Source organism: Candidatus Cryptobacteroides sp., from assembly GCF_056207615.1.
Genome location: NZ_JBAEER010000099.1, coordinates 1 through 19,783 on the forward strand (window position 1 = coordinate 1; position 19,783 = coordinate 19,783).

Below are 19,783 nucleotides of genomic sequence, written 5' to 3' on the forward strand. Positions count from 1 at the left end.
GTTGCCCCAGTACTGCCAGTCCTGGATGACGCAGTCGATAGGGACATTCCTTTCGCGGTAGCCGTTGAGGGCGCCGAGAATCTCGGCCGAGCTCTTGTACCTCTCGCGGCTCTGCATGAAGCCATAGCTCCACATCGGGAGCATAGGCACGCTGCCCGTGAGCTTGCGAATTCCTGCGATTACTCCGTCAGCGGTGGCGCCGTAGATGAAGTAATAGTCGACCTGCTCGCCGACCTCGGACTCGAATACGGTGCCGTTCTCGTCGTCACGGAAGTTTGCGGTCGAAGGATTGTCCCACAGGATGCCGTAACCCTTTATGGACTGGATGATAGGCACGAAGTCCTCGGTGTTGTCCTGACGGAGGTACCTGCTCTTGCCCCTGAGGCTGAGCTGGCCGTCCTGGAGTATTCCGAGTCCATAGATAGGCTCGTCAGAGTCGAGCTTGAAGTTCTGACTGACGATGTATGCTCCCTTGTCGAGACCCTCCTGTCTCATGGTGAATGTGTAAGGACCTTCCTTGAGGAGGGCCTTGCCATTGGCGGTTGCAAAGCTTACCTGTCCGTCCTTGGAGACTGTGACTACGAGCTTCGAAGTACTATACCTGGTGCTCTCCTTGCCCTTGGCTGTCTTGACCTGGACGTTCTCTGGAGATACGATGACGGAGAAGCTCTCCTTGTCCTTTATCGAGCCTCCCTGTGGAGCTTTCTGAACCCTGACCATCTCCGGAGAGAAGAAGGTGACCTTGACATCCTGTGCGAAAGCTGCTGCCGACGCCAGGATAAGCAATGATACTAAGATTCTTTTCATGTTATGTGGTTGTTGTGATTTTCGGCAAGATAGACATTTTTATCAGAAAAAGTCTTTTAACGCTTAGCCTTGTCTATGAAAACCGCTACGAAAGAAACCTCCAATAAACAAAAAAGCCACCCAGGGTACTGGATAGCAGCTATATGTGGCTCCTTGGCCGTGGTGTCCGTCTTGGTACTCGACTCGCGCCTATCAGATATTTTTTCCTTGCGTCCAAAGCGATCATCAGATCGCCGGCCGGGCCGGGACTTTGCGCCAGCAAAGTTGGAAAGGCGAAAAGGCCGCGGGGGCGTTATGGGGCAACGCCCCATCAAATGTAGCGGGAGTGGGTCACGATCCCACGACCTCCGGATTATGAATCCGACGCTCTAACCAGCTGAGCTACCCCGCCATCAGGATTTCCATTAAAAAAACGCACGTTGGTGCGTTTCTTTGTTGAGATAGAAGGACTCGAACCCTCACTGACAGAGCCAGAATCTGTAGTGCTACCATTACACCATATCTCAATAGCCCCGAAAAGGGATTGCAAAGGTAAGAAGGATTTCAACAAATCCAAAAAATTTTTGAAAAATCTTCTGATTTAATTGGATTTAGCCGTCCTATCTGACAAGCAGTGCCACGGCATATACCTCGCAGCCTTCTCCGCGTCCGACGAATCCCAACTTCTCGGTCGTGGTGGCCTTCACGCTTACGCAGTCCACGGATACTCCCATGATGCCGGCGAGGCACTCCCTCATCGAATCGATGTGAGGTCTTAGCTTCGGGCGCTGGAGGGCGATGGTGATGTCCACGTTGCCTACTTTCCACCCGTCCTTGCCGATGAGTTCCATTACCCTGGCGAGCAGAATCTTGCTGTCTATGCCCTTGAATTCGTCAGAGCTGTCTGGGAAATGCTTGCCGATGTCGCCGAGGGCGAGGGCACCGAGAAGGGCGTCGCAGAGCGCATGGATGGCCACGTCGCCGTCCGAATGTGCGATGCAGCCGACAGGGCTGTCGATTCTGATTCCACCGAGCCATAGAGGCAGGTCGGCTGCAAGAGCATGGACGTCGTATCCGTTGCCGATTCTTATGCTTTCCATATCTTTCAACAATTTCAGCAAAAATAGTTATTTTTGTGTTTCAATCATAAACTACGGAACTATGGGTTTCAATTTCGGATTCTTCGGAACCCCTCAGCACAGGGAGTTCAACTACAAGCCGGTTTATTACGATCCAGAGAAGGAGGCACGCAAGGAGCGCCTCGAGCGTCTCGGTGAGAAGACAGAGGATGTCGAGGACAAGCCTTATGTTCCCGGCATGTACATCAAGGGCAGCATCACCGACCGCAACTACAGGGTCGAGCGTGGCGCGAACAAGGCACAGAAGGTGCTCGGCGCAGTGGCTCTCGTCCTTGCATTTGCCGTGATCTGGCTGATCGCGAAGTATTACCCTATGATCTGGCAGTAGGATTATGCCGATCAGGATACTGCCGGGCTACATAGCCAACATGATAGCCGCGGGAGAGGTCGTCCAGAGGCCTGCTTCCGTCGTGAAGGAGCTCGTCGAGAACGCTGTCGACGCGGGCTCTTCCAACGTCACCGTCGTAATTCAGGACGCCGGCCGCACGCTGATCCAGGTGATTGACGACGGCTGCGGAATGAATCCCGACGAGGCTGTGCTTTGCTTTGAGAGGCATGCGACCAGCAAGCTTGCCACGGCAGAGGATCTCCAGAACATCCATACCTTCGGATTCCGAGGTGAGGCTCTCGCATCGATAGCTGCCGTCGCCGCAGTGACGCTCAAGACGCGCCGTGCGGAGGACGAGGTGGGCTGCGAGGTCGTGATCTCGGCATTCAACCATGTCTCCACGGAGGAGGTGGCGTGCCCGCGAGGCTGCAATTTCGCCGTGCGCGACCTTTTCTACAATGTCCCGGCGAGGCGAAAGTTCCTCAAGTCGGACAACGTGGAGTTCAAGCACATAGTCGCTGAGTTCACGAAGGTGGCCCTCACCCGTCCGGACGTGGGCTTCACGCTGACCCACAACGGCAAGGAAATCTATGTGCTCAAGCCGGCGAAGTCGCTCAAGTTCAGGATCCAGGACCTTCTCGGAACCGGTGCGGCGGCAGAGGTGCTCGACGTCGATGCGTCCACTTCCATCGTGAACATCCACGGATACATCGGGCGTCCGGAGGGTGCGAAGAAAGGGCTGGGCAACCAGTATTTCTTTGTCAACGGTCGTTATTTCCGCAGCTCCTACCTCCACAAGGCGGTGATGAAAGCCTATGAGAATCTCATCCCTGGCGACCTCACACCTTCATACTACCTCTACCTCGAAGTTCCTGCCCACACTGTGGACGTGAACATTTCTCCGACCAAGAGCGAGGTCAAGTTCGAGGAGGACAGCATCATCTTCCAGACCATTTACGCATGCCTGAAGGAGGCTCTCGCGAAGCAGTCCTTCGGTGACAGCATAGATTTCGACAGGGGAGATGCCCCTGAGCTTCCGTCATTCAGCAGGAACTTCGACGAGTTCCATCCCGTGACCGAGCTCAATGTCAAGGTAGACGACAGCTTCAATCCTTTTGACACCGACGGATTCCCTTCCGAGGTCGACACCTTCAATGGCGCGGGCTCCTTCGGCGGGTCATTCCCTTCCGGCGGCGGGTCCGGCAGCCATGGCGGTTCGACTTCGTTCGGTGCCGGCTCTTTTGGCGGCTTCGATGCTCCGACTCCGTCGAAGGCCAACTTCATGGGCACTTCGGCCCATCTGTCACATGACGAGGGCTACGGAAAGCTCTTCGAGGACAGGACTCTTCCTTCGACAAGCTCTCTCATTCTCCAAGGACGCTTCATCCTTACCGCAGTGAAGTCAGGCTTGCTCGTAATAAATATCCGCAGAGCAAAGGAGCGCATACTTTTCGAACGCTTCCTCGAGGCTCTCAGCAAGGAGACTCCGGCGGCACAGAGCTCGCTCTTCCCGGAGCCTGTCCAGATCGGAGTGGAGAATTGCCTTCTGATCGAAGACAATCAGGCCATGCTCCAGTCGCTGGGCTTCGACATCAGGCTCTTCGGCAGCGATACCGTTGTCGTGAACGCAGTGCCTGAAGGATATGGAGTGCAGCACGAGGGCATCCCTGTGATGGTGGACAACATCATCGATGCACTCAAGTCGAACACCGGCTCGCTCTCGGAGACCATGACTGCCACCTTGGCAGAAAAATTCGCACGCGTGGGCGCTGCGACAGACGAAGCCCTTACTTCCCCTGTGCAGGCACAGAGGTTGATTGATACTCTCTTCGGCTGCGCAAACGCCGAGTTCACCAACTCGGGACGCAGGACGATGACCATCATACCGATGGACGACATCGAGAAGAAATTCTAAAATCAAGAAAGATGAGTTACTACTACAGCAACGGTTCAGGTCGCGGCGGTTTCCTTTCGGACCTTCCTCCTGCAACCAAGAACATTATCATAATCAATGCCTTCTTCCTCATCATGATGTATCTCAAGCCGGAGATGATGACGGAGAAGTTCGCCCTTTTCTATCCGGCGTCGAGGTTCTTCCACTTCTGGCAGTACATCAGCTACATGTTCATGCACGGAGGATTCATGCACTTCTTCTTCAACATGTGGTCGCTCTATATGTTCGGAAGGGTGCTCGAGAGAGTGTGGGGAACGAAGAAGTTCCTCATCTTCTACTTCGTCACCGGACTCGGCGCAGCTGCGGTACATACCGGCGTGATGGCCCTCCAGGCCCAGCATTTCATGGCCCAGATCGCGGAGAACGTCCCTGGCGCGGTCACTGCGTACAGCAGGTTGCTCGGCACTCCGACCGTCGGTGCATCCGGTGCGATCTACGGTATCCTGCTGGGATTTGCGATGCTCTATCCTGACTCAGTTCTCACCCTCATATTCCCTCCGATCAGCCTCAAGGCAAAGTGGTTCGTGCTCATCTTCGCAGCCATCGAGCTCTTCACCGGAGTGACCGGAACCGCTGAGGGAATCGCGCACTTCGCCCATCTCGGAGGCATGATCTTCGGCTTGGCACTCATCCTTCTCTGGAAGAAGCAGCACAGACTGTATCAATATGAGTAAAAACCGCTTCTTCGGATTCTCAGCACGCTTTCTGATGCTCATGGCGGCGGGACTTCTCGTCGTTTCGTATCTCTCCGTGCTCGTCAATCCGGAAAAGCTCTGGTTTCTCACCCTGTTCGGCATCTTCTTCGTGCCGATATTCGCGCTGAACCTCTTTCTCTTCGTATGGTCGCTGGTACGACGCTCCAAGGCCGTGTTCATACCTTTGCTTGCGCTGCTTCCGTCGCTCATATTCATGGGCGGCTTCGTGCAGCTGAGCGACAATTCCCGACCTGCGGAAGAGGATTCGATCAAGTTCATCAGCTACAACGTGGGGCGCTTCTCTCCGAACAAGAAGAGGGGATTGGACACCCGCCCCGAGTGCCTGGATTCTGTCGCCGCATATATCGCACGCCAGGATGCTGACATCATCTGTCTTCAGGAGTTTTACGTCCCATTTCCGGACAAGGTCTCGTCCGTGATCAAGTCGCATTTCAAGGGATATACCCCCGTTTATTATATGTACTCGAGCAAGAAGGGCATGTACGGAAACGTAATCCTCAGCCGCCTGCCAGTCTCTGACAAGGGCTCCGTGAAGTTCGAGGGCAGTTCCAACCTTGCCGTGTATGCTGACGTGAAGATTAGGGATAAGGTCGTACGTATCTACAACTGTCATCTCGAGAGCTACAACATCTCCCTCACCGCACTTGCAAAGTCCTTGCGCGGAGACTACAAGGCCGCCATGCAGGAGACGGAGAACAAGATGAAGAGCTCTATCGCACGTCGTCCGGCCCAGGTCAACCAGGTGCTTGCGGACATCGAGAACAGTCCGGTGGAGTCGCTGGTCTGCGGAGACCTGAACGACAGTCCGGTATCCTATACCTACTATCGTCTCAGCTCTCGTCGCCACGACAGTTTCCGCTCGGCGGGAAAGGGCTTCGGCGCCACATATTCGATGCTGTGGCCCTTGCTCAGGATAGACTATGTGTTCTATCCACGCGGTATGAAGGCAAGTTCCCACAGCTCACCTAAAGTGCATTATTCCGACCACTATCCAGTGATAGTCCAACTCTGATAAATGATGAATACAGAAGAACTAAACAAGGCCGTGAAGGTACTCCGCGAAGGCGGAATCATACTCTATCCTACCGACACCGTATGGGGAATCGGCTGCGACGCCACCAATCCGGAGGCTGTCGCCAAGGTATACCAGATCAAGAAACGCTCCGACAGCAAGAGCCTCGTGCTCCTCGCCTCGGATGTGGATATGATATGCAAGTACATCAAGGAGATTCCCGAGATCGCGATGCAGCTCATAGAGGTCAATGACAAGCCTATGACCATCATCTATCCGGATGCTCTGACCGGCAGGTATGGCCTCGCCGAGAACGCTGTCGCTGAGGACGGAACCGTCGGCATACGCATCCCTATGATGGATTTCTGCAAGGACCTCTGCTTGAAGCTGGGCCCCCCGATAGTGGCTACTTCTGCCAATATCTCAGGCGAGGCAACGCCAAAGAAGTACGCCGAGATTTCCGAGGCCATCCGCGGTGCAGTCGACCATATCGTCGATCCGAGCCTCGAGGCTGGAGCTACCGGACTCGCATCGCAGATCATCAAGGTCGGAATGGACTATTCAATCCAGATCATACGCGGCTGATATGGAACTCTTCTACGCTGAGGAAATAGCAGGAAACCTCTGCTCGCTGAGTCAGGACGAGGCGACCCATTGCGTGAGGGTGCTTCGCCATCGCTGCGGAGACGAGATCAACGTGATCGACGGAGAGGGTACGATGTACCGCTGCCGTCTGGTTTCTGATTCGCAGAAGTCATGTCAGGCGGAGATACTCGAGTCCTTCCCCGGATGGGGATCGCATCCATACCGTCTCAACATGGCCGTATGCCCTACCAAGAACAACGACCGCTTCGAGTGGTTCGTGGAGAAGACAACCGAGGTCGGTGTAGATTTGATTTCACCTGTCATCGGAGAACATTCCGAGCGTAAGGTCTATAAGACGGAACGTGCCTCGAAGATCGCACTTTCTGCTGCGAAGCAGTCTCTCAAGGCCGCTGTCCCGGAGGTTGCAGAGCCTGTCAGCGTGAAGGAGTTCATAAGGGCAAGTTCCGGCTCACCAGCCCTTAAGCTCATCGCTTACTGCTTCGAGGATGAGAATCATCCGAGGACATCGATCAAGTCCGCTCTCTCAAAATCGCCGGAAGCAGCTAAGGACGTGATCGTCCTCATTGGCCCCGAAGGAGATTTCTCCAGGGAAGAAGCGGCGCTCGCGATAGAGTCGGGTTTCATCCCGGTCCATCTGGGGGCGTCACGCCTTCGCACAGAGACTGCTGCCGTCACTGCCGCAGAGGCCGTATATCTTGCATTCATGGATTAGCCCGTCATCATGTTCATAGGATTACTATCAGACACCCACGGTGTATTCGAGGAACCGTTCAGGAAATTCTTCGAGCCTGTCGACGAGATCTGGCACGCGGGAGACTTCGGCGGTGGCTACAAGACCATAGCAGAGATCGCTGCCTTCAAGCCTACGGTCGGCGTCGTCGGCAACTGCGACGAGCGTAACCTCATGTTCGACTATCCGATCTATAAGAACTTCGAGAGAGAAGGAATGAGGATACTCATGACCCATATAGGAGGCTATCCCGGCAAGTATGACCAGTATGCCAGAAAACTCATCGACCAGTTCCGGCCGGACATCTTCGTGTGCGGACATTCGCACATCCTCAAGGTCGTGAACGACAGTCGTCGTAACATGCTTGTGATCAATCCTGGCGCAGCCGGCATCCAGGGCTTTCACCTCGTAAGGACAGCCCTCCGTTTTCATATAGATGACGGCAGGATCCACGATATGGAAGTCTTTGAGTTAGAACGTCGTTAGCATACACTTACAGATATTTTTAAATTTTTTAAAAAACTTTTGGAGATACCGAAATTTGGTTTACATTTGCCGAAGTTTTTACTAGTAGTGTAATTTTAACGACCATCAGTAATGAAAAAGGTATTTATGTCAATTGCCGTTGTCGCAATGGTAGCTTTTGCTTCTGCCTGCGGTAACAACTCCAAGAAGGCTGCTGAGGCAGAGGAGTGCTGCGAGTGCTGTGAGGAGTGCACAGAGTGCTGTGACTCATGCATGGCTTGCTGCGATTCATGTGCAGCTTGCGACTCTTGCATGGCTGAGTAATCAACCATCACGTGCTTAGCCAGACGGCAAAAAGGACGTTGTCCGAGGGGACAATGTCTTTTTTTTGTCTAAATTTGTGAGGTAACAATATGTCTTATGGCTACGAAAGTAAAAAGTACATGGTTCTGCACCTCGTGTGGAAGTGAGAGTCCGAAGTGGATGGGAAGGTGCCCTGCTTGCGGGGAATGGAACACCATGGTCGAAGAGACGGTGGTCACAGGCAAGAAGACCGCGCAGACGGCAGCAGTCGCTGCCAGTGCCGGACGAAGGCCAGAACCTCTCTCCAGCATCGACTTTGCTTCCGAGCCTAGAATCTCGCTGAACAACGAGGAAATCGACAGGATACTCGGTGGCGGACTCGTTCAGGGCTCTCTTGTCCTAATCGGTGGCGAACCTGGCATAGGCAAGTCCACCCTCAGCCTCCAGATTCCTCTCAGCTGTCCGGGTCTCAAGACCCTCTATGTCACCGGAGAGGAGAGCACCAAGCAGGTGAAGCTCCGTGCGAAGAGGCTTGGCGGCGAGGACAGCAATTGCCTCATCTACAGCGAGACCCTCATGGAGAACATCATCGCCGAGGCCAGGAACATCATGCCTGACCTTATGATCGTGGATTCCGTCCAGACCATGTTCTCCCAGAACATAGAATCATCTCCGGGTTCAGTTTCCCAGATCAAGGAGACGGCAGCCATGCTTCTTCGACTGGCGAAGGAGACGGGAATACCTGTCATTCTCATCGGCCACATTACCAAGGAGGGAAGCATTGCCGGACCGAAGATTCTCGAGCACATAGTCGACGTCGTGCTCCAGTTCGAAGGAGAGAACAGGGGAACCTACAGGATACTCCGCAGCATAAAGAACCGTTTCGGCTCGACCGCCGAGCTTGCCGTCTTCGAGATGACAGGCAAGGGCCTCAGGGAGGTCGTCAATCCTTCCGAGATGCTCATCCCGATGCATGAGGAGAACCTCAGCGGCGTGGCCATCGGAGCAATCCTCGACGGCACCAGACCTTTCCTCATCGAGGTGCAGGCCCTCGTCAGCTCTGCAGTATATGGCACTCCGCAGCGTTCGGCTACCGGTTTTGATGTGCGCAGGCTCAACATGTTGCTTGCGGTACTGGAGAAAAGGGCCGGATTCAAGCTCAGCCAGAAGGATGTGTTCCTGAACATGGCAGGAGGAATGAAGATTACCGAGCCGGCTTGCGACCTTGCGGTCGTTTGTGCAGTACTCTCTTCGAACTTTGATTTCGCGATTCCTTCGAACGTATGCTTCGCCGGAGAGGTCGGTCTCAGCGGTGAGATCCGTCCGGTGGCGCAGGTCGACAGGAGGATACAGGAAGCCGCCCGCCTGGGATTCAAGCAGATCTATGTGTCTTCATACAGCGGTGTGGAGAATGTTCCGAGCGGCATCCAGGTCGTCAAGGTCGCAGACATCCCCGCTCTCTGCCGTACCCTTTTCCGCGGTTAGGATAGCTATCTTATCAGTCCGGCAATGAACTTGTCGGCCGCAGCATTCTGCTCAGCGGTCGAGGCAGTGCTGTTGTTGATCATGAACGAGAAGATGACGGTCTGTCCGGAAACGGTGCTGGCATTGCTTGCTGATACTGCCGATCCCGATGGGAGTATGTATCCGCAGTAGCAGCGTACTCCGTCCATCGAGCCGCTCTTCATCCTAACCCTTATCTTCTGCGAATCCGATACGTTCGGAAGCCTGGTCCTCACGGTTCCAGAGCGGCCCACAACGGGGAGGCTCTCAAGGAATACGGGGTACTCCCTGGTCTTGGTCATGGCCCTGAGGAAACTGCAGAAGAACTGAGGCGAGACATAGTTGCCGCGTGAAAGTCCGCTGCCGTCCTTGATCTGGGCACGACCGGGCGTGCCGGCTCCCATCTTCCTGAGTTCCGCCGTCATTGCGCTTCTCGACGACTCGAAGTCTCCCTTTCCGGAAACGACCTTGCCGAGTGTCCTGAAGAGGGTCTCGGCCATGAAGTTGTTGCTTTCGAAGTTGGTCTCCCTTACTACCCTCGCAAGGTTAGGCGACTTGGTCTTTCCTATGACCGTGAGCTTGTCCTGGGCAACTATCCTGTCCTTGTCGATGCCGAAGCAACTGCCGATGTCGGCTGCGCCATGACTGCTGATACCTGCCTTCTCGAGATAATCGCGGAAGTAGCATGCACAGGTGTATTCAGGATACTTGTTGCTGCACATGAGTACCTTCTGGGCCTTTTCCATGGCGAAGGTTCCTGTGATTGAACCTACCGGTGCGAGCCTGGTCGTGTAGAGGTAGAGCTGGTCTCCGGTGTTCTTGTTGCCTGTCGTGCAGTCGTATGAATATTCCATCCATGGTGTCTTCGGATACGAGTCTTCGATCCTTACCGGACTGCCGACCGAGCTTCCTGGTCCGACCCTGAAGTCCTTCCTGTTCTCGAAAAATGAGAGTCCGCTGACTCCGGTTCCGTAGTAGGTTCCGAGGTCTTCCCAGAGCCATGTCGGATCCTCCATCGGACCTTCAATATACCTTCCGTCTCCGATTATCGAGCCCTCGATCTTCTGAATTCCGGCTTCGCGTATGAACTCAACCCACTTTGAGAAAGTTTCCTCGATGGGATATGCAAAGGAAACCGGAGATCCGAGAGTCGGGTCTGCGCCGCCGATTATGTAGATGTCGCCGTTGAGCACTCCGTCGCTGACAGTTCCGGAATAGCCAATGCCTGTTTCCCAGCGATAGTCCCCGCCGAGTCGGTTGAGGGCCGTGCCGGTGGTGATGACCTTCATGTTGGAGGCCGGCACGAGCATCTGCTCGCTGTTGATGTCGGCAAGCACTTCTCCGCTCTCGGTGATTGCGAATGCGGCGATGATGCTCTGAAGTATGATTCCGAAAAGTATGTTCATGGCTTTCTTCTATTCAAATGGGTTGTCAATACCGAGGGCCTTCCCCTGGTAGATGTCTCTTTGCTCGAGCCTCTCGTCGAGGAACTTCAGCAATTCTGCATTTCTTATGAGCCCCCACGGAGTCTCGGTCACGAAGCGCGGTGGAACCTCTCCGGCGATGCGTTCGATGTAGAGGTCGGGACGCAGGCGTGAGAGCAGCTCGCAGGTGAAATCGAGGTACTCGTCGAGCGTGAAACGCACGAAATCCTCGGGATGCTCGGCGTAGTCCTGTACCATTTTCGTGCCCTTGACCAGCTGGAGCTGGTGGAACTTCACCGAACGGATGGGCAGTTCATTGATCATTGCGCACTGGTCCAGCATCATCTCCCTGCTCTCGCCGGGAAGGCCGAGAATGAAGTGCGCGCCCATGTCGAGGCCCCTCTCTGCACTCATCTGGATAGCTCTTCGCGCGGTCTCAAAGTCGTGGCCACGGTTGATCCTCTGCAGGGTCTTGTCGTAGCATGACTCAATTCCGTACTCGACTATCACGATGGCGTCCTTGGCGAGATCAGCAAGCAGGTCGAGCTTCTGCTCATCCACGCAGTCAGGTCTCGTTCCTATCACTATACCGACGACATCAGGGTGGGCGAGGGCCTCGCGATAGACCTTCTCGAGCTTCTCGACGGGGCCGTAGGTGTTGCTGAATGACTGGAAATACGCGAGGAAGTGGCGGGCGTTGCGATAGCGCACGCGATGGAACTCGATTCCCTCGTCTATCTGCTGGTGCAGAGGCTTGCCGGAGGTACTGTAGCCAGGATGGAAGGCTGCGTTATCGCAGTAGGTGCATCCACCTGAGCTGATGGACCCGTCTCTGTTCGGACAGCTGAATCCGGCATCCAGAACGACCTTCTGGAGCCTTTCCCCATAGACCTTCCTGAAATAGCCGACGAATGAGTTGTAGCGCTTGTCCATGTCGCAAAGTTAGGAAAAGCTTGCGGAAATTGCTTCTTTCCCGGAAAATTGCCAAATTTGCGTTGATGAAGAAATTTTTGCTCATATCGTTGATGCTCATGATGGGACAGCTGCTTGGCGCCCAGCCATTCGCAGTAGTGGAATTCTCCGTCAGCAACCTGCGTCAGAAGCCGGATTACGAGTCTCCGCTCGAGACCCAGGAACTTATGGGCACGGTGGTCGAATATCTCGATACCGAAGGGTATTGGATGAAGATCAAGAGCCCTCAGCCGTATGAGGCTTGGGCGACCGACAAGGGATATGTCAAGATGAACAGGGAGTCCATAGAGGCATACGAGAAGGCTCCCAAGTATATTTGCGTCGCGAACGTCAGCACGGTCTACAGCGATGCGTCCAAGGATTCCGACCCTATCTCAGACCTCGTCATGGGCGATGTGCTCCGCAAGGTCTATCTGAGCGGGAAGATCTACAAGGTCAAGGGCTTCGTGAAGGTCATCCTCCCTTCCGGAAAGAGGGGCTGGGTACCTGAGGACGACGTGATGGACAAGGACATGTGGAAGAGACAGTGCGCTGACAACCTCGTCGCAGGAAAGACCGCGGAAAACATCGTGAAGCTCGCCAAGCGCTTCGTCGGCATCCCATACCTCTGGGGCGGTATGAGCCCTAAGGGCTTTGACTGCAGCGGACTCGTCAGGCTCTGCTACCTTATGAACGGCATAGAACTTCCCCGCAATGCCAGTCAGCAGGTAAAGCTCGGACAGGAGGTGGCCCTGACTGCACTGAAGCCTGGAGATCTCCTGTTCTTCGGTTCCGTGGATGACGAGGGCAACGAGAAGGTCACTCACGTGGGCATGTATGTCGGAAACAACCGTTTCATCCATTCTTCCCATGTGGTGAGGATCAACTCTCTCATCAAGGGTGACGCTGATTGCTACGAGAACGTATCCCGTCTGCTCCGTGCCCGAAGGATGCTCTAGCCGGCATCCAGACATCTTACCTGAAACTTTGATAAAGACTTAACCTTACAATAACCCCATAGGCCTGAAACATCATTAACCTGACGGCTTGCCGTCGTATATAAATCCTTAACAAATCAATTTATGAAAAGACTCGTTCTTGCACTTGCTGCAGTCGCAGCATTGGTGTGCGGTTGCGACAAGTATGGCGACCGTATCAACGACATCGAGAACCGCGTTTCTGCGCTCGAGAAGACCTGTACAGACATGAACACTACCATCGGTACGATGAAGGCTCTCGTCGAGGCTCAGGCAAACGGACTCACTATCAAGGAAGTAAGGGAAGTCGAGGAAGGCCTCGAGATTACCTTCAGCAACAGCTCCATCACCTACCTCATCAGGAATGGTAAGAATGCTGATGCTCCTACCGTTACCGCAGAGATGGTTGACGGCGTTTATTATTGGAAAGTCAACGGTGAGTGGCTCACCGACGAGGCTGGCGAGAAGGTGCCTGTAGGCGGCCCTGCTCCTAAGCTCAAGATCGAGGATGGCGAGTGGTTCATCTCTACCGACGACGGCAACACATGGGCTAAGATCGGTGCTGCTACCGGCATCCAGGTCGAGGTTACCGAGGATGAGAATGCCTATTACTTCGATTTCGGCGAGGGCAACATCGTGACCATCGCGAAGATGACCGTGTTCCAGATCAAGATGGAAAACCTCTATGTCAACGTAGCTGCCGGCTCTACCGTTGAGGTCAAGTATGTCCTCAAGGGCGGTAACAGGGCTACCCGCGTCATCGCTGAGGCTTCAGGATACGAGGTGAAGGTCAATGAGGCAGCTTCTTCGATCTCTATCAAGGCAAACGCTGGTACTGGCGAGGGCTATGTTATCGTGAAGGCTATCCGCAACTCTGACGGAGCTACTTCAAGCCAGTATATCGTAGTCAACGAAGTTTACAAGGATCCGGGTGAGGAGTATACCGCAGTCGACGGAGCTCACTTCCTCTATTACGGACACTATAAGGAGCGTGCAGCAGTCAATTTCGTGATGACCCTCTGGGCAGGTGATTTCGAGCCTCTTACCGGAATGATCGGCAGTGGTGAATGGTACAATGTCGACCTCGACCTCTATTGCCCTGAGAGCGACGGCACCTTCGTCCCTGTAGGTGTATATGAGCCAGATGACAATCAGTACAGTGAGTTCTCGTTCACTACTGACGGAACCTTCTCTTTGGTAATGGGTTGGGATGCAGATTTCAACTTCCATCCGCTCATGGGCGCATTCGTAAGGGGATGGTGCGAGATCAAGCGTTTCGGCGACAACTATTCTATCGTGGTTGACGGCGTAACCGAGGGTATGCTCGGCGGCGGCGCGGCGAAGTTCAAGTATTATGGTCCGGTCACTTTTGAGGATCGTTCAGAGAGCACTTCTTCGACCATGTCAGTGAAGACCAACAAGTGGAACGGAGTAGAGAAACTCCAGTAGATTACGGCGTGCGACTTTTCTTGATTATTGAAAAATAATACCTAACTTTGAAGCCTGAAATCTAAACAAATTCAATATGAACCTCAGAGTTATCAAAAAAGACATCGAGTATTTCATCGGTGAGTTCATTGACGATTGCACCCTCTTCATGGCACTTAACCCAGAGAGGAACACAGACGAGATCGCAGCGATCATCGACGAGTCAGTAGACCTTTACAATGACCTCAAGACCAGGATCAACCATCCTGATGAGCCAAAGAAGGCATTCTACAACGCAATCCGCAACGACCTCTTCGCTGGTCTCGATCAGCTTTGCGAGAAGCTTTCAGCAGCTATCAACAAGTAAGAAAGGTCGCAACAGTGATATTAGGAGGCTCCGCCCGGTTGGGCGGGGCCTTTTTTTGATTATTTTACTATATTTGTAAGTTTATAATATATTACGATTACTATGCGCCGTTTGGCTTACATACTCATTGCCCTGCTGACACTTGTGGCGGCTCAGTCATGCGAGATGGTCTCGACCTTCATCCATGACGGAGAGGTCGTGGCATCTGTGGGCAAGAGCAAGCTGTATCGCCATGACCTTGAGAGCCTGATTCCTGCCGGCCTTCCGGCGGAGGACAGCCTCGCCCTCGCGCAGCAGTACATCAATTCATGGGCAGCTGACCTGGTGTTCCTGGGGGCCGCCCAGCAGAAGCTCTCGAAGAACGAGAAGAACCTTACCAAGGAGCTCGAGCAGTATAAGAATGCACTTCTGAAGTACCGCTACGAGAACCTTTATATCAACGAGCGTCTCGATACCACCGTCACCGACTCTCAGGTCGAGGATTACTACGAGAACCATAAGGAGAGCCTCAGACTCGACTATCCTATAGTGAAGGCCCGTTTCATAAGGATCATACCGGGCACCATCACCGTCGACAAGGTCAAGAAGAAGATCGCTTCGGATGCTTCCGAGGACATTGTCGATTTCGACAGCATAGTATATTCATGTTCCGACAGGTACAACGACTTCGGAGGAGCATGGGTGGAGATCACCGCCCTCGCACGCGAGTTCAGCATCGACTACGGTACCCTCATCGCCCAGATGAGGAACTCCTTCGTTGAGATGACGGACCCGGAGGGAAGGATATGCCTTGCCTATATCTCAGACTACATGCGCTCAGGCAATGTCCCTCCTGTGGAATTTTGCCGGGACATCATAGAAAACGTAATTATCAGCGCAAGAAAGCAGACCCTCCTGAACGATTTGGAACGGGACTTGCTTGAGGATGCGCGCGTAAACGGTGTTTTTGAAATTTTCGAATAGACAATGAAGAATATCTTTAGAAGCCTTGTGCTGCTCCTTCTCTGCAGCCTTTCCGCATCAGCATTTGCACAGAGATACGAAGGCGGTCTCATCGACAAGACCGTAGCCGTGGTCGGCAATGAGATGATCACTCTCTCCCAGATAGAGGAGGAGATTCAGATGATGAGAGCCCAGGGCATTTCGGCAGACAGGAACGCACGCTGCGAGAGGCTCGAGAACATGATGGTCGCGAAGCTTTTCCTCATGCAGGCGCGCGTCGACTCACTCACGGTCAATCAGGATGTCGTGATGAGCGAGCTTTCTCAGCGTATCGACCAGCTCCGCACCTCTCTCGGAGGTGATGATGAGGTGGAGGAGTACTTCGGTAAGCCAGTGTATAAGCTCCGTCAGGAGTGGCGTGAGTCCCTCGAGGACCAGACCCTTACCCAGCAGATGCAGCAGAAGGTTGCCAGCGCTGTGACCGACCTTACTCCGTACGACGTGCAGAAATACGTGGAAAGCCTCGACCCTGAGGATCTTCCTCTCGTTCCTATCAAGTACCAGCTCAGCCAGATATGCCTCTATCCCGATCGTGAAGCGGCAAAGCTTGCCGTGAAGGAGCGTCTCCTCGCGATCCGTGAGCGTATCATCAATGGTGAGAGGTTCTCGACCCTCGCTCGTATCTACTCGCAGGACCCAGGCAGCGCCCGTAAGGGAGGTGAGCTCGGAATGGCATCGAAGAGCATTTTCTGGCCTGCGTTCTCGGATGCGGCCATGGCACTCAAGCCTGGTGTCGTATCACAGATAGTGGAGACTCCTGACGGATTCCACATCATCGAGGTTCTCGAGAAGAAGGGTGACATGTTCAACGCACGCCACATCCTCCTTCAGCCAGAATACACTGATGACGACAGGACCAAGGCATTCACCACTCTTGACTCGCTCAAGGTGGAGATCGAGAACGACGCCGTGACCTTCGACCTCGCAGCGAGATTCTATTCCGAGGATGCTCCTACCAGAACCAATGGTGGTCGCATGGCTGACCCTAACACCGGTTCGTCATATTTCGAGATTGATCAGCTCAAGCCTCAGGACTACAGGGAGATTCAGGATCTCGAGGAAGGACAGATCTCAGAGCCTTTCGAGTCACTCGACAATGAGGGCCGTAACGGCTACCTCGTGTACAAGATCATCAAGGTCGACAAGATCATCCCGTCCCATCCGGCATCGTTCAGCACCGATTTCCCTGTGCTTCAGAACGAGGCCCAGAATGCCGCTTCCATGAAGGCCATAGATGCGTTCATCGAGGAGAAGATCAAGAGTACCTATATCGTGATCGACCCTATGTTCAAGGACTGTGAGTTCGAGAACGAGGGTTGGGACGCGAAATTCAACTAGCATAAACTGCGGATGACCCGTAACCGTCTGGCATATATCCTGGCGGCACTTATCGTGCTGCCTTTTGCCCTTCCTGCACAGAACCGTCCTCAGAACCAGAGGAAGCAGTCGCAGCAGGAAGACAGCATCGCCCGTCTGATTCAGGCGGACACGCTGCAGATGGTCGAGAGGTACGGAATCACCTACCGTAAGGTGAAGGGTCATGCCCGCTTCTTCCATAACAATACCTACCTGATCTGCGACTCTGCGCTATGGAACGTCAATACCAAGGTGATTGACGCGATGGGCCATGTCCAGCTCAAGCAGGAGAAAACCGTACTCACGAGCGACAACCTGACCTACTACGTGGACAGGGACCTCGCCGAGTTCCGAGGCAACCTCGTAGAGCTCGTGGACGCGGATCACAATACTCTCAAGACCAAGTACCTCGACTATAACACCAAGGATTCCGTCGCCGTGTTCCGAAACGGAGGCGCTATGAGGGACAAGGACGGTCAGATCATCGAGAGCCGCACCGGTACCTATGATTCGAAGATCAACACCTTCACCTTCAACGATGACGTGAACATGTTCACCGATTCCATGTTCGTGAAGACCTCATACATGAAGTATGAGTCGGACAGGAATCTTGCGACTTTCGGATACAACACAAATGCATGGAAGGACGACAACATGCTTTCCGCGAACGCCGGTTGGTATGACCGTGAAAAGGAGATATTCTTCTTCCAGCGCCAGGTGCATGTGATGTCGGAGACCCAGGAGGCCTGGGGCGATTCCCTCTATTTCCACCGACTTACCAACGACGTGACCATGCTCGGAAACGTACAGGTGACAGATACCACGAGGAACGTATATGCCCTTGCCGGCAAGCTGGACTATGTGGATTCGCTGGCTCGTACGCTCATGACCCGCAATCCTGCAATCATCGCCGAGATGGAGGAAGAGCAGGCCGATGGTACTGTGCAGAAAGATTCCCTCTATTTCGGAGCGGATACCCTGATATATCGCAGCATAAGGATGTGTGATGTGGATTCGCTCGAGAAGGTGGTATCCGCTAAACGTATCGAGTCCGTTGGCAACGATCCTGTGACCGCGCTGAGAAAGCAGGCTGCGGAGGCGGCAAGAAAGGCTGCCGAGGAGGCTGCTGCCAATGATCCGAACAATCCCGAGAATGCAAGGAAGAATGCTGAGGCTGCGAAGAAGCAGGCTGATGACGCCAAGGTGGCGCCTCGTGAGAAACCTAAGGCCCGGGGCAAGTCCAAGGACGAGCCAAAGCCTCAGGACGACGCGGCTATGGATGCTCCTGATGTGGCTGCTGATTCCGTGGGAGTGAAGACTGACCCTATGGATAAGCTCGCGGATTCTCCGGACGACGCAGTGGATCCGACCGTGGCTCCTCCGGACGACGCAGTGGATTCGACCGTGGCTCCTCCGGCAGCTCAGGACGATCCATCGGCAGACGATGACGAGCAACTCGCTCCGGCAGAGCCTCTCGATACCACAAAGGTGGGCTTCGTGCATGCATATAGGAACGTGAGGATGTACAGGAAGTCCATGCAGATGGTATGCGACTCTCTCAGCTATACCGACCTGGATTCGCTTGCAAGGCTCTACTACGCTCCAAAGATATGGAACGAGGAGGGAAGACACCAGTATAGTGCAGACAGCATATATGCCGCTGTCGTGAACCAGAAGCTCGATAGGGCCAACCTCCTTTCTGAGGCCTTCATCCATATTCAGGAAGATACTCTCCACTACGATCAGATCAAATCCACCGAGATGACGGCGTTCTTCGCCGAGGACAATTCGCTCAGGCGTTTCGATGCATTGGGCGGTGTTACCGCCATGTTCTATCTCGAGGAAAACGAGACTCTTGCGACCGTGAACAAGAAGGATTGCAAGATGATGTCGGCTCTGTTCAAGGATGGCGACATCGAGAAGGTCTACTACTTCGAGACAGCGAAGAGCGACGGTTACCCTGTGGTCCAGCTTAAGCATGACGACATGTACCTGAAGGGCTTCAGCTGGAGCCCGGACAAACGGCCGAAGAGCAGACTTGACGTCACTCCGTTGAGCCTGCGACCTAGCCAGAGGACGAAGTATAGGGAGGTACCTGAACCAAGGTTCATCCAGACTGATATGTATTTCCCTGGATATATCAACGATATACATCGACAGATAGAGGTCAGGGATTCCCTGAATAAGGTGCGTGCCGAGCGTGATGAGCAGAACCGAAGGTTCCGTGAGCAGATGGAGGAGATGGAGCGTCGGGACTCGCTTGCATTCGCGGACAGGGCCGATTCTCTAGCCGGCATGAATCTCTCGAATCCGGATTCTCTTGCCCAGGGAGAGACCCCTCAGCTCGACTCTCCGAAGGATAGTACAACCGTCAGCAGACCTTCGATCGATGCTGAGGACGAGGCTCCGAAGGAACTTACTCCAGAGCAGATAGCAGCAGCTCAGGCGGCAGAAAAGGCTGCCCAGAAGGCCGCAGTACAGGCCCAGAAGGAAAAGGAGAAGGCCGAGCGGCAGGCTGCTCTCGAGGCCAAGTGGGCCGAAAAGGATGCGAAGCTCGATGCAAGGCAGGCCGCCAAGAAGGAAAAGGCTGCCCAGAAGCTACGCGACAAGAGACTCAAGCAGCTCCGTGCCCAGGCCCGCCAGGATGCCAAGGACCAGGCCAAGCTCGAGGAGTGGACTGAGCGCCTTAGAAACAGGGAAGCCAAGAAAGCACAGAAGGCAAAGAAAAAACATTGA

Annotated in this window: 19 protein-coding genes and 2 tRNA genes; 15 read left to right on the forward strand and 6 right to left on the reverse strand. The window is 54.1% G+C overall.

All coding sequences use genetic code 11. The annotated features are described in order from the left end of the window. From AC06ND_RS06005 to ispF, 4 genes are all read right to left on the reverse strand, one after another. The coding region (locus tag AC06ND_RS06005; RefSeq protein ID WP_475678090.1) for a TIM-barrel domain-containing protein at positions 1–807 on the reverse strand (807 nt) is incomplete at its 3' end. Positions 808–1,124: 317 nt separating this feature from the next. Next, positions 1,125–1,198, reverse strand: a tRNA-Met gene (locus AC06ND_RS06010). 44 nt (positions 1,199–1,242) lie between these two features. Then, positions 1,243–1,313: transfer RNA gene (locus AC06ND_RS06015), tRNA-Gln, on the reverse strand. Between the two features lie 93 nt (positions 1,314–1,406). Continuing rightward, positions 1,407–1,886, reverse strand: coding sequence for a 2-C-methyl-D-erythritol 2,4-cyclodiphosphate synthase (gene ispF, locus AC06ND_RS06020; protein ID WP_475678091.1), 480 nt, complete (start codon positions 1,884–1,886; stop codon positions 1,407–1,409). 61 nt (positions 1,887–1,947) lie between these two features. On the opposite strand from ispF, the gene AC06ND_RS06025 reads away from it, so the two are divergent. The 9 genes from AC06ND_RS06025 to radA all read left to right on the forward strand — a co-directional run bounded on the left by AC06ND_RS06025 (position 1,948) and on the right by radA (position 9,524). After that, positions 1,948–2,253, forward strand: coding sequence for a hypothetical protein (locus AC06ND_RS06025; protein ID WP_475678092.1), 306 nt, complete (start codon positions 1,948–1,950; stop codon positions 2,251–2,253). 4 nt (positions 2,254–2,257) lie between these two features. Next, positions 2,258–4,168: a DNA mismatch repair endonuclease MutL gene (gene mutL, locus AC06ND_RS06030; RefSeq protein ID WP_475678093.1), complete on the forward strand. Its 1,911-nt coding sequence runs from the start codon at positions 2,258–2,260 to the stop codon at positions 4,166–4,168. A gap of 11 nt (positions 4,169–4,179) precedes the next feature. Beyond that, complete coding sequence (locus AC06ND_RS06035; RefSeq protein ID WP_475678094.1) at positions 4,180–4,881, forward strand: rhomboid family intramembrane serine protease; 702 nt, start codon at positions 4,180–4,182, stop codon at positions 4,879–4,881. Next, a complete protein-coding gene (locus AC06ND_RS06040; protein ID WP_475678095.1) occupies positions 4,874–5,935 on the forward strand; it encodes an endonuclease/exonuclease/phosphatase family protein in 1,062 nt (353 codons plus the stop codon). The genes AC06ND_RS06035 and AC06ND_RS06040 overlap by 8 nt, the downstream gene beginning before the upstream one ends. A gap of 3 nt (positions 5,936–5,938) precedes the next feature. After that, a complete protein-coding gene (locus AC06ND_RS06045) occupies positions 5,939–6,520 on the forward strand; it encodes an L-threonylcarbamoyladenylate synthase (RefSeq protein WP_475678096.1) in 582 nt (193 codons plus the stop codon). Position 6,521: 1 nt separating this feature from the next. Continuing rightward, positions 6,522–7,253, forward strand: coding sequence for an RsmE family RNA methyltransferase (locus AC06ND_RS06050; protein ID WP_475678097.1), 732 nt, complete (start codon positions 6,522–6,524; stop codon positions 7,251–7,253). 9 nt (positions 7,254–7,262) lie between these two features. After that, on the forward strand, positions 7,263–7,757 hold the full coding sequence (locus tag AC06ND_RS06055) for a metallophosphoesterase family protein (protein WP_475678098.1): 495 nt from the start codon (positions 7,263–7,265) through the stop codon (positions 7,755–7,757). Positions 7,758–7,868: 111 nt separating this feature from the next. After that, the gene (locus tag AC06ND_RS06060; protein WP_475678099.1) at positions 7,869–8,060 is read left to right on the forward strand and encodes a hypothetical protein; all 192 of its coding nucleotides are present in this window, start codon (positions 7,869–7,871) and stop codon (positions 8,058–8,060) included. A 96-nt stretch (positions 8,061–8,156) separates the two neighbouring features. Further along, positions 8,157–9,524, forward strand: coding sequence for a DNA repair protein RadA (radA, locus tag AC06ND_RS06065; protein WP_475678100.1), 1,368 nt, complete (start codon positions 8,157–8,159; stop codon positions 9,522–9,524). Positions 9,525–9,529: 5 nt separating this feature from the next. Here the strand turns inward: radA and dacB are convergent, their stop codons facing one another. Next, on the reverse strand, positions 9,530–10,948 hold the full coding sequence (gene dacB / locus AC06ND_RS06070; RefSeq protein WP_475678101.1) for a D-alanyl-D-alanine carboxypeptidase/D-alanyl-D-alanine endopeptidase: 1,419 nt from the start codon (positions 10,946–10,948) through the stop codon (positions 9,530–9,532). Positions 10,949–10,957: 9 nt separating this feature from the next. Continuing rightward, positions 10,958–11,899, reverse strand: coding sequence for a tRNA modification radical SAM protein MnmL/YtqA (gene mnmL / locus AC06ND_RS06075; RefSeq protein ID WP_475678102.1), 942 nt, complete (start codon positions 11,897–11,899; stop codon positions 10,958–10,960). A gap of 65 nt (positions 11,900–11,964) precedes the next feature. Here mnmL and AC06ND_RS06080 point away from each other — a divergent pair, with 65 nt between their 5' ends. The 6 genes from AC06ND_RS06080 (at position 11,965) to AC06ND_RS06105 (ending at position 19,783) form a co-directional block, all read left to right on the forward strand. Continuing rightward, entirely contained in the window at positions 11,965–12,876 is a 912-nt protein-coding gene (locus AC06ND_RS06080) for an NlpC/P60 family protein (protein WP_475678103.1), read from the forward strand. A gap of 123 nt (positions 12,877–12,999) precedes the next feature. Then, positions 13,000–14,343 (forward strand): PL29 family lyase N-terminal domain-containing protein, encoded by a 1,344-nt coding sequence (locus AC06ND_RS06085; RefSeq protein WP_475678104.1) that lies wholly within the window; start codon positions 13,000–13,002, stop codon positions 14,341–14,343. A 76-nt stretch (positions 14,344–14,419) separates the two neighbouring features. After that, positions 14,420–14,689, forward strand: coding sequence for a hypothetical protein (locus AC06ND_RS06090; protein WP_475678105.1), 270 nt, complete (start codon positions 14,420–14,422; stop codon positions 14,687–14,689). Between the two features lie 102 nt (positions 14,690–14,791). Next, on the forward strand, positions 14,792–15,652 hold the full coding sequence (locus AC06ND_RS06095) for a peptidylprolyl isomerase (protein ID WP_475678106.1): 861 nt from the start codon (positions 14,792–14,794) through the stop codon (positions 15,650–15,652). 3 nt (positions 15,653–15,655) lie between these two features. Next, entirely contained in the window at positions 15,656–17,029 is a 1,374-nt protein-coding gene (locus AC06ND_RS06100; RefSeq protein ID WP_475678107.1) for a peptidylprolyl isomerase, read from the forward strand. A gap of 12 nt (positions 17,030–17,041) precedes the next feature. Beyond that, on the forward strand, positions 17,042–19,783 hold the full coding sequence (locus AC06ND_RS06105) for an OstA-like protein (RefSeq protein WP_475678108.1): 2,742 nt from the start codon (positions 17,042–17,044) through the stop codon (positions 19,781–19,783).

Coding starts and splice junctions, on each gene's coding strand:
- AC06ND_RS06045 (WP_475678096.1), top strand. CDS start 5,939: ATGATGAATACAGAAGAACTAAACAAGGCCGTGAAGGTACTCCGCGAA.
- mutL (WP_475678093.1), top strand. CDS start 2,258: ATGCCGATCAGGATACTGCCGGGCTACATAGCCAACATGATAGCCGCG.
- AC06ND_RS06025 (WP_475678092.1), top strand. CDS start 1,948: ATGGGTTTCAATTTCGGATTCTTCGGAACCCCTCAGCACAGGGAGTTC.
- AC06ND_RS06055 (WP_475678098.1), top strand. CDS start 7,263: ATGTTCATAGGATTACTATCAGACACCCACGGTGTATTCGAGGAACCG.
- AC06ND_RS06035 (WP_475678094.1), top strand. CDS start 4,180: ATGAGTTACTACTACAGCAACGGTTCAGGTCGCGGCGGTTTCCTTTCG.
- AC06ND_RS06095 (WP_475678106.1), top strand. CDS start 14,792: ATGCGCCGTTTGGCTTACATACTCATTGCCCTGCTGACACTTGTGGCG.
- AC06ND_RS06080 (WP_475678103.1), top strand. CDS start 11,965: ATGAAGAAATTTTTGCTCATATCGTTGATGCTCATGATGGGACAGCTG.
- dacB (WP_475678101.1), bottom strand. CDS start 10,948: ATGAACATACTTTTCGGAATCATACTTCAGAGCATCATCGCCGCATTC.
- mnmL (WP_475678102.1), bottom strand. CDS start 11,899: ATGGACAAGCGCTACAACTCATTCGTCGGCTATTTCAGGAAGGTCTAT.
- AC06ND_RS06090 (WP_475678105.1), top strand. CDS start 14,420: ATGAACCTCAGAGTTATCAAAAAAGACATCGAGTATTTCATCGGTGAG.
- AC06ND_RS06105 (WP_475678108.1), top strand. CDS start 17,042: ATGACCCGTAACCGTCTGGCATATATCCTGGCGGCACTTATCGTGCTG.
- AC06ND_RS06040 (WP_475678095.1), top strand. CDS start 4,874: ATGAGTAAAAACCGCTTCTTCGGATTCTCAGCACGCTTTCTGATGCTC.
- AC06ND_RS06060 (WP_475678099.1), top strand. CDS start 7,869: ATGAAAAAGGTATTTATGTCAATTGCCGTTGTCGCAATGGTAGCTTTT.
- AC06ND_RS06085 (WP_475678104.1), top strand. CDS start 13,000: ATGAAAAGACTCGTTCTTGCACTTGCTGCAGTCGCAGCATTGGTGTGC.
- AC06ND_RS06050 (WP_475678097.1), top strand. CDS start 6,522: ATGGAACTCTTCTACGCTGAGGAAATAGCAGGAAACCTCTGCTCGCTG.
- radA (WP_475678100.1), top strand. CDS start 8,157: ATGGCTACGAAAGTAAAAAGTACATGGTTCTGCACCTCGTGTGGAAGT.
- ispF (WP_475678091.1), bottom strand. CDS start 1,886: ATGGAAAGCATAAGAATCGGCAACGGATACGACGTCCATGCTCTTGCA.
- AC06ND_RS06100 (WP_475678107.1), top strand. CDS start 15,656: ATGAAGAATATCTTTAGAAGCCTTGTGCTGCTCCTTCTCTGCAGCCTT.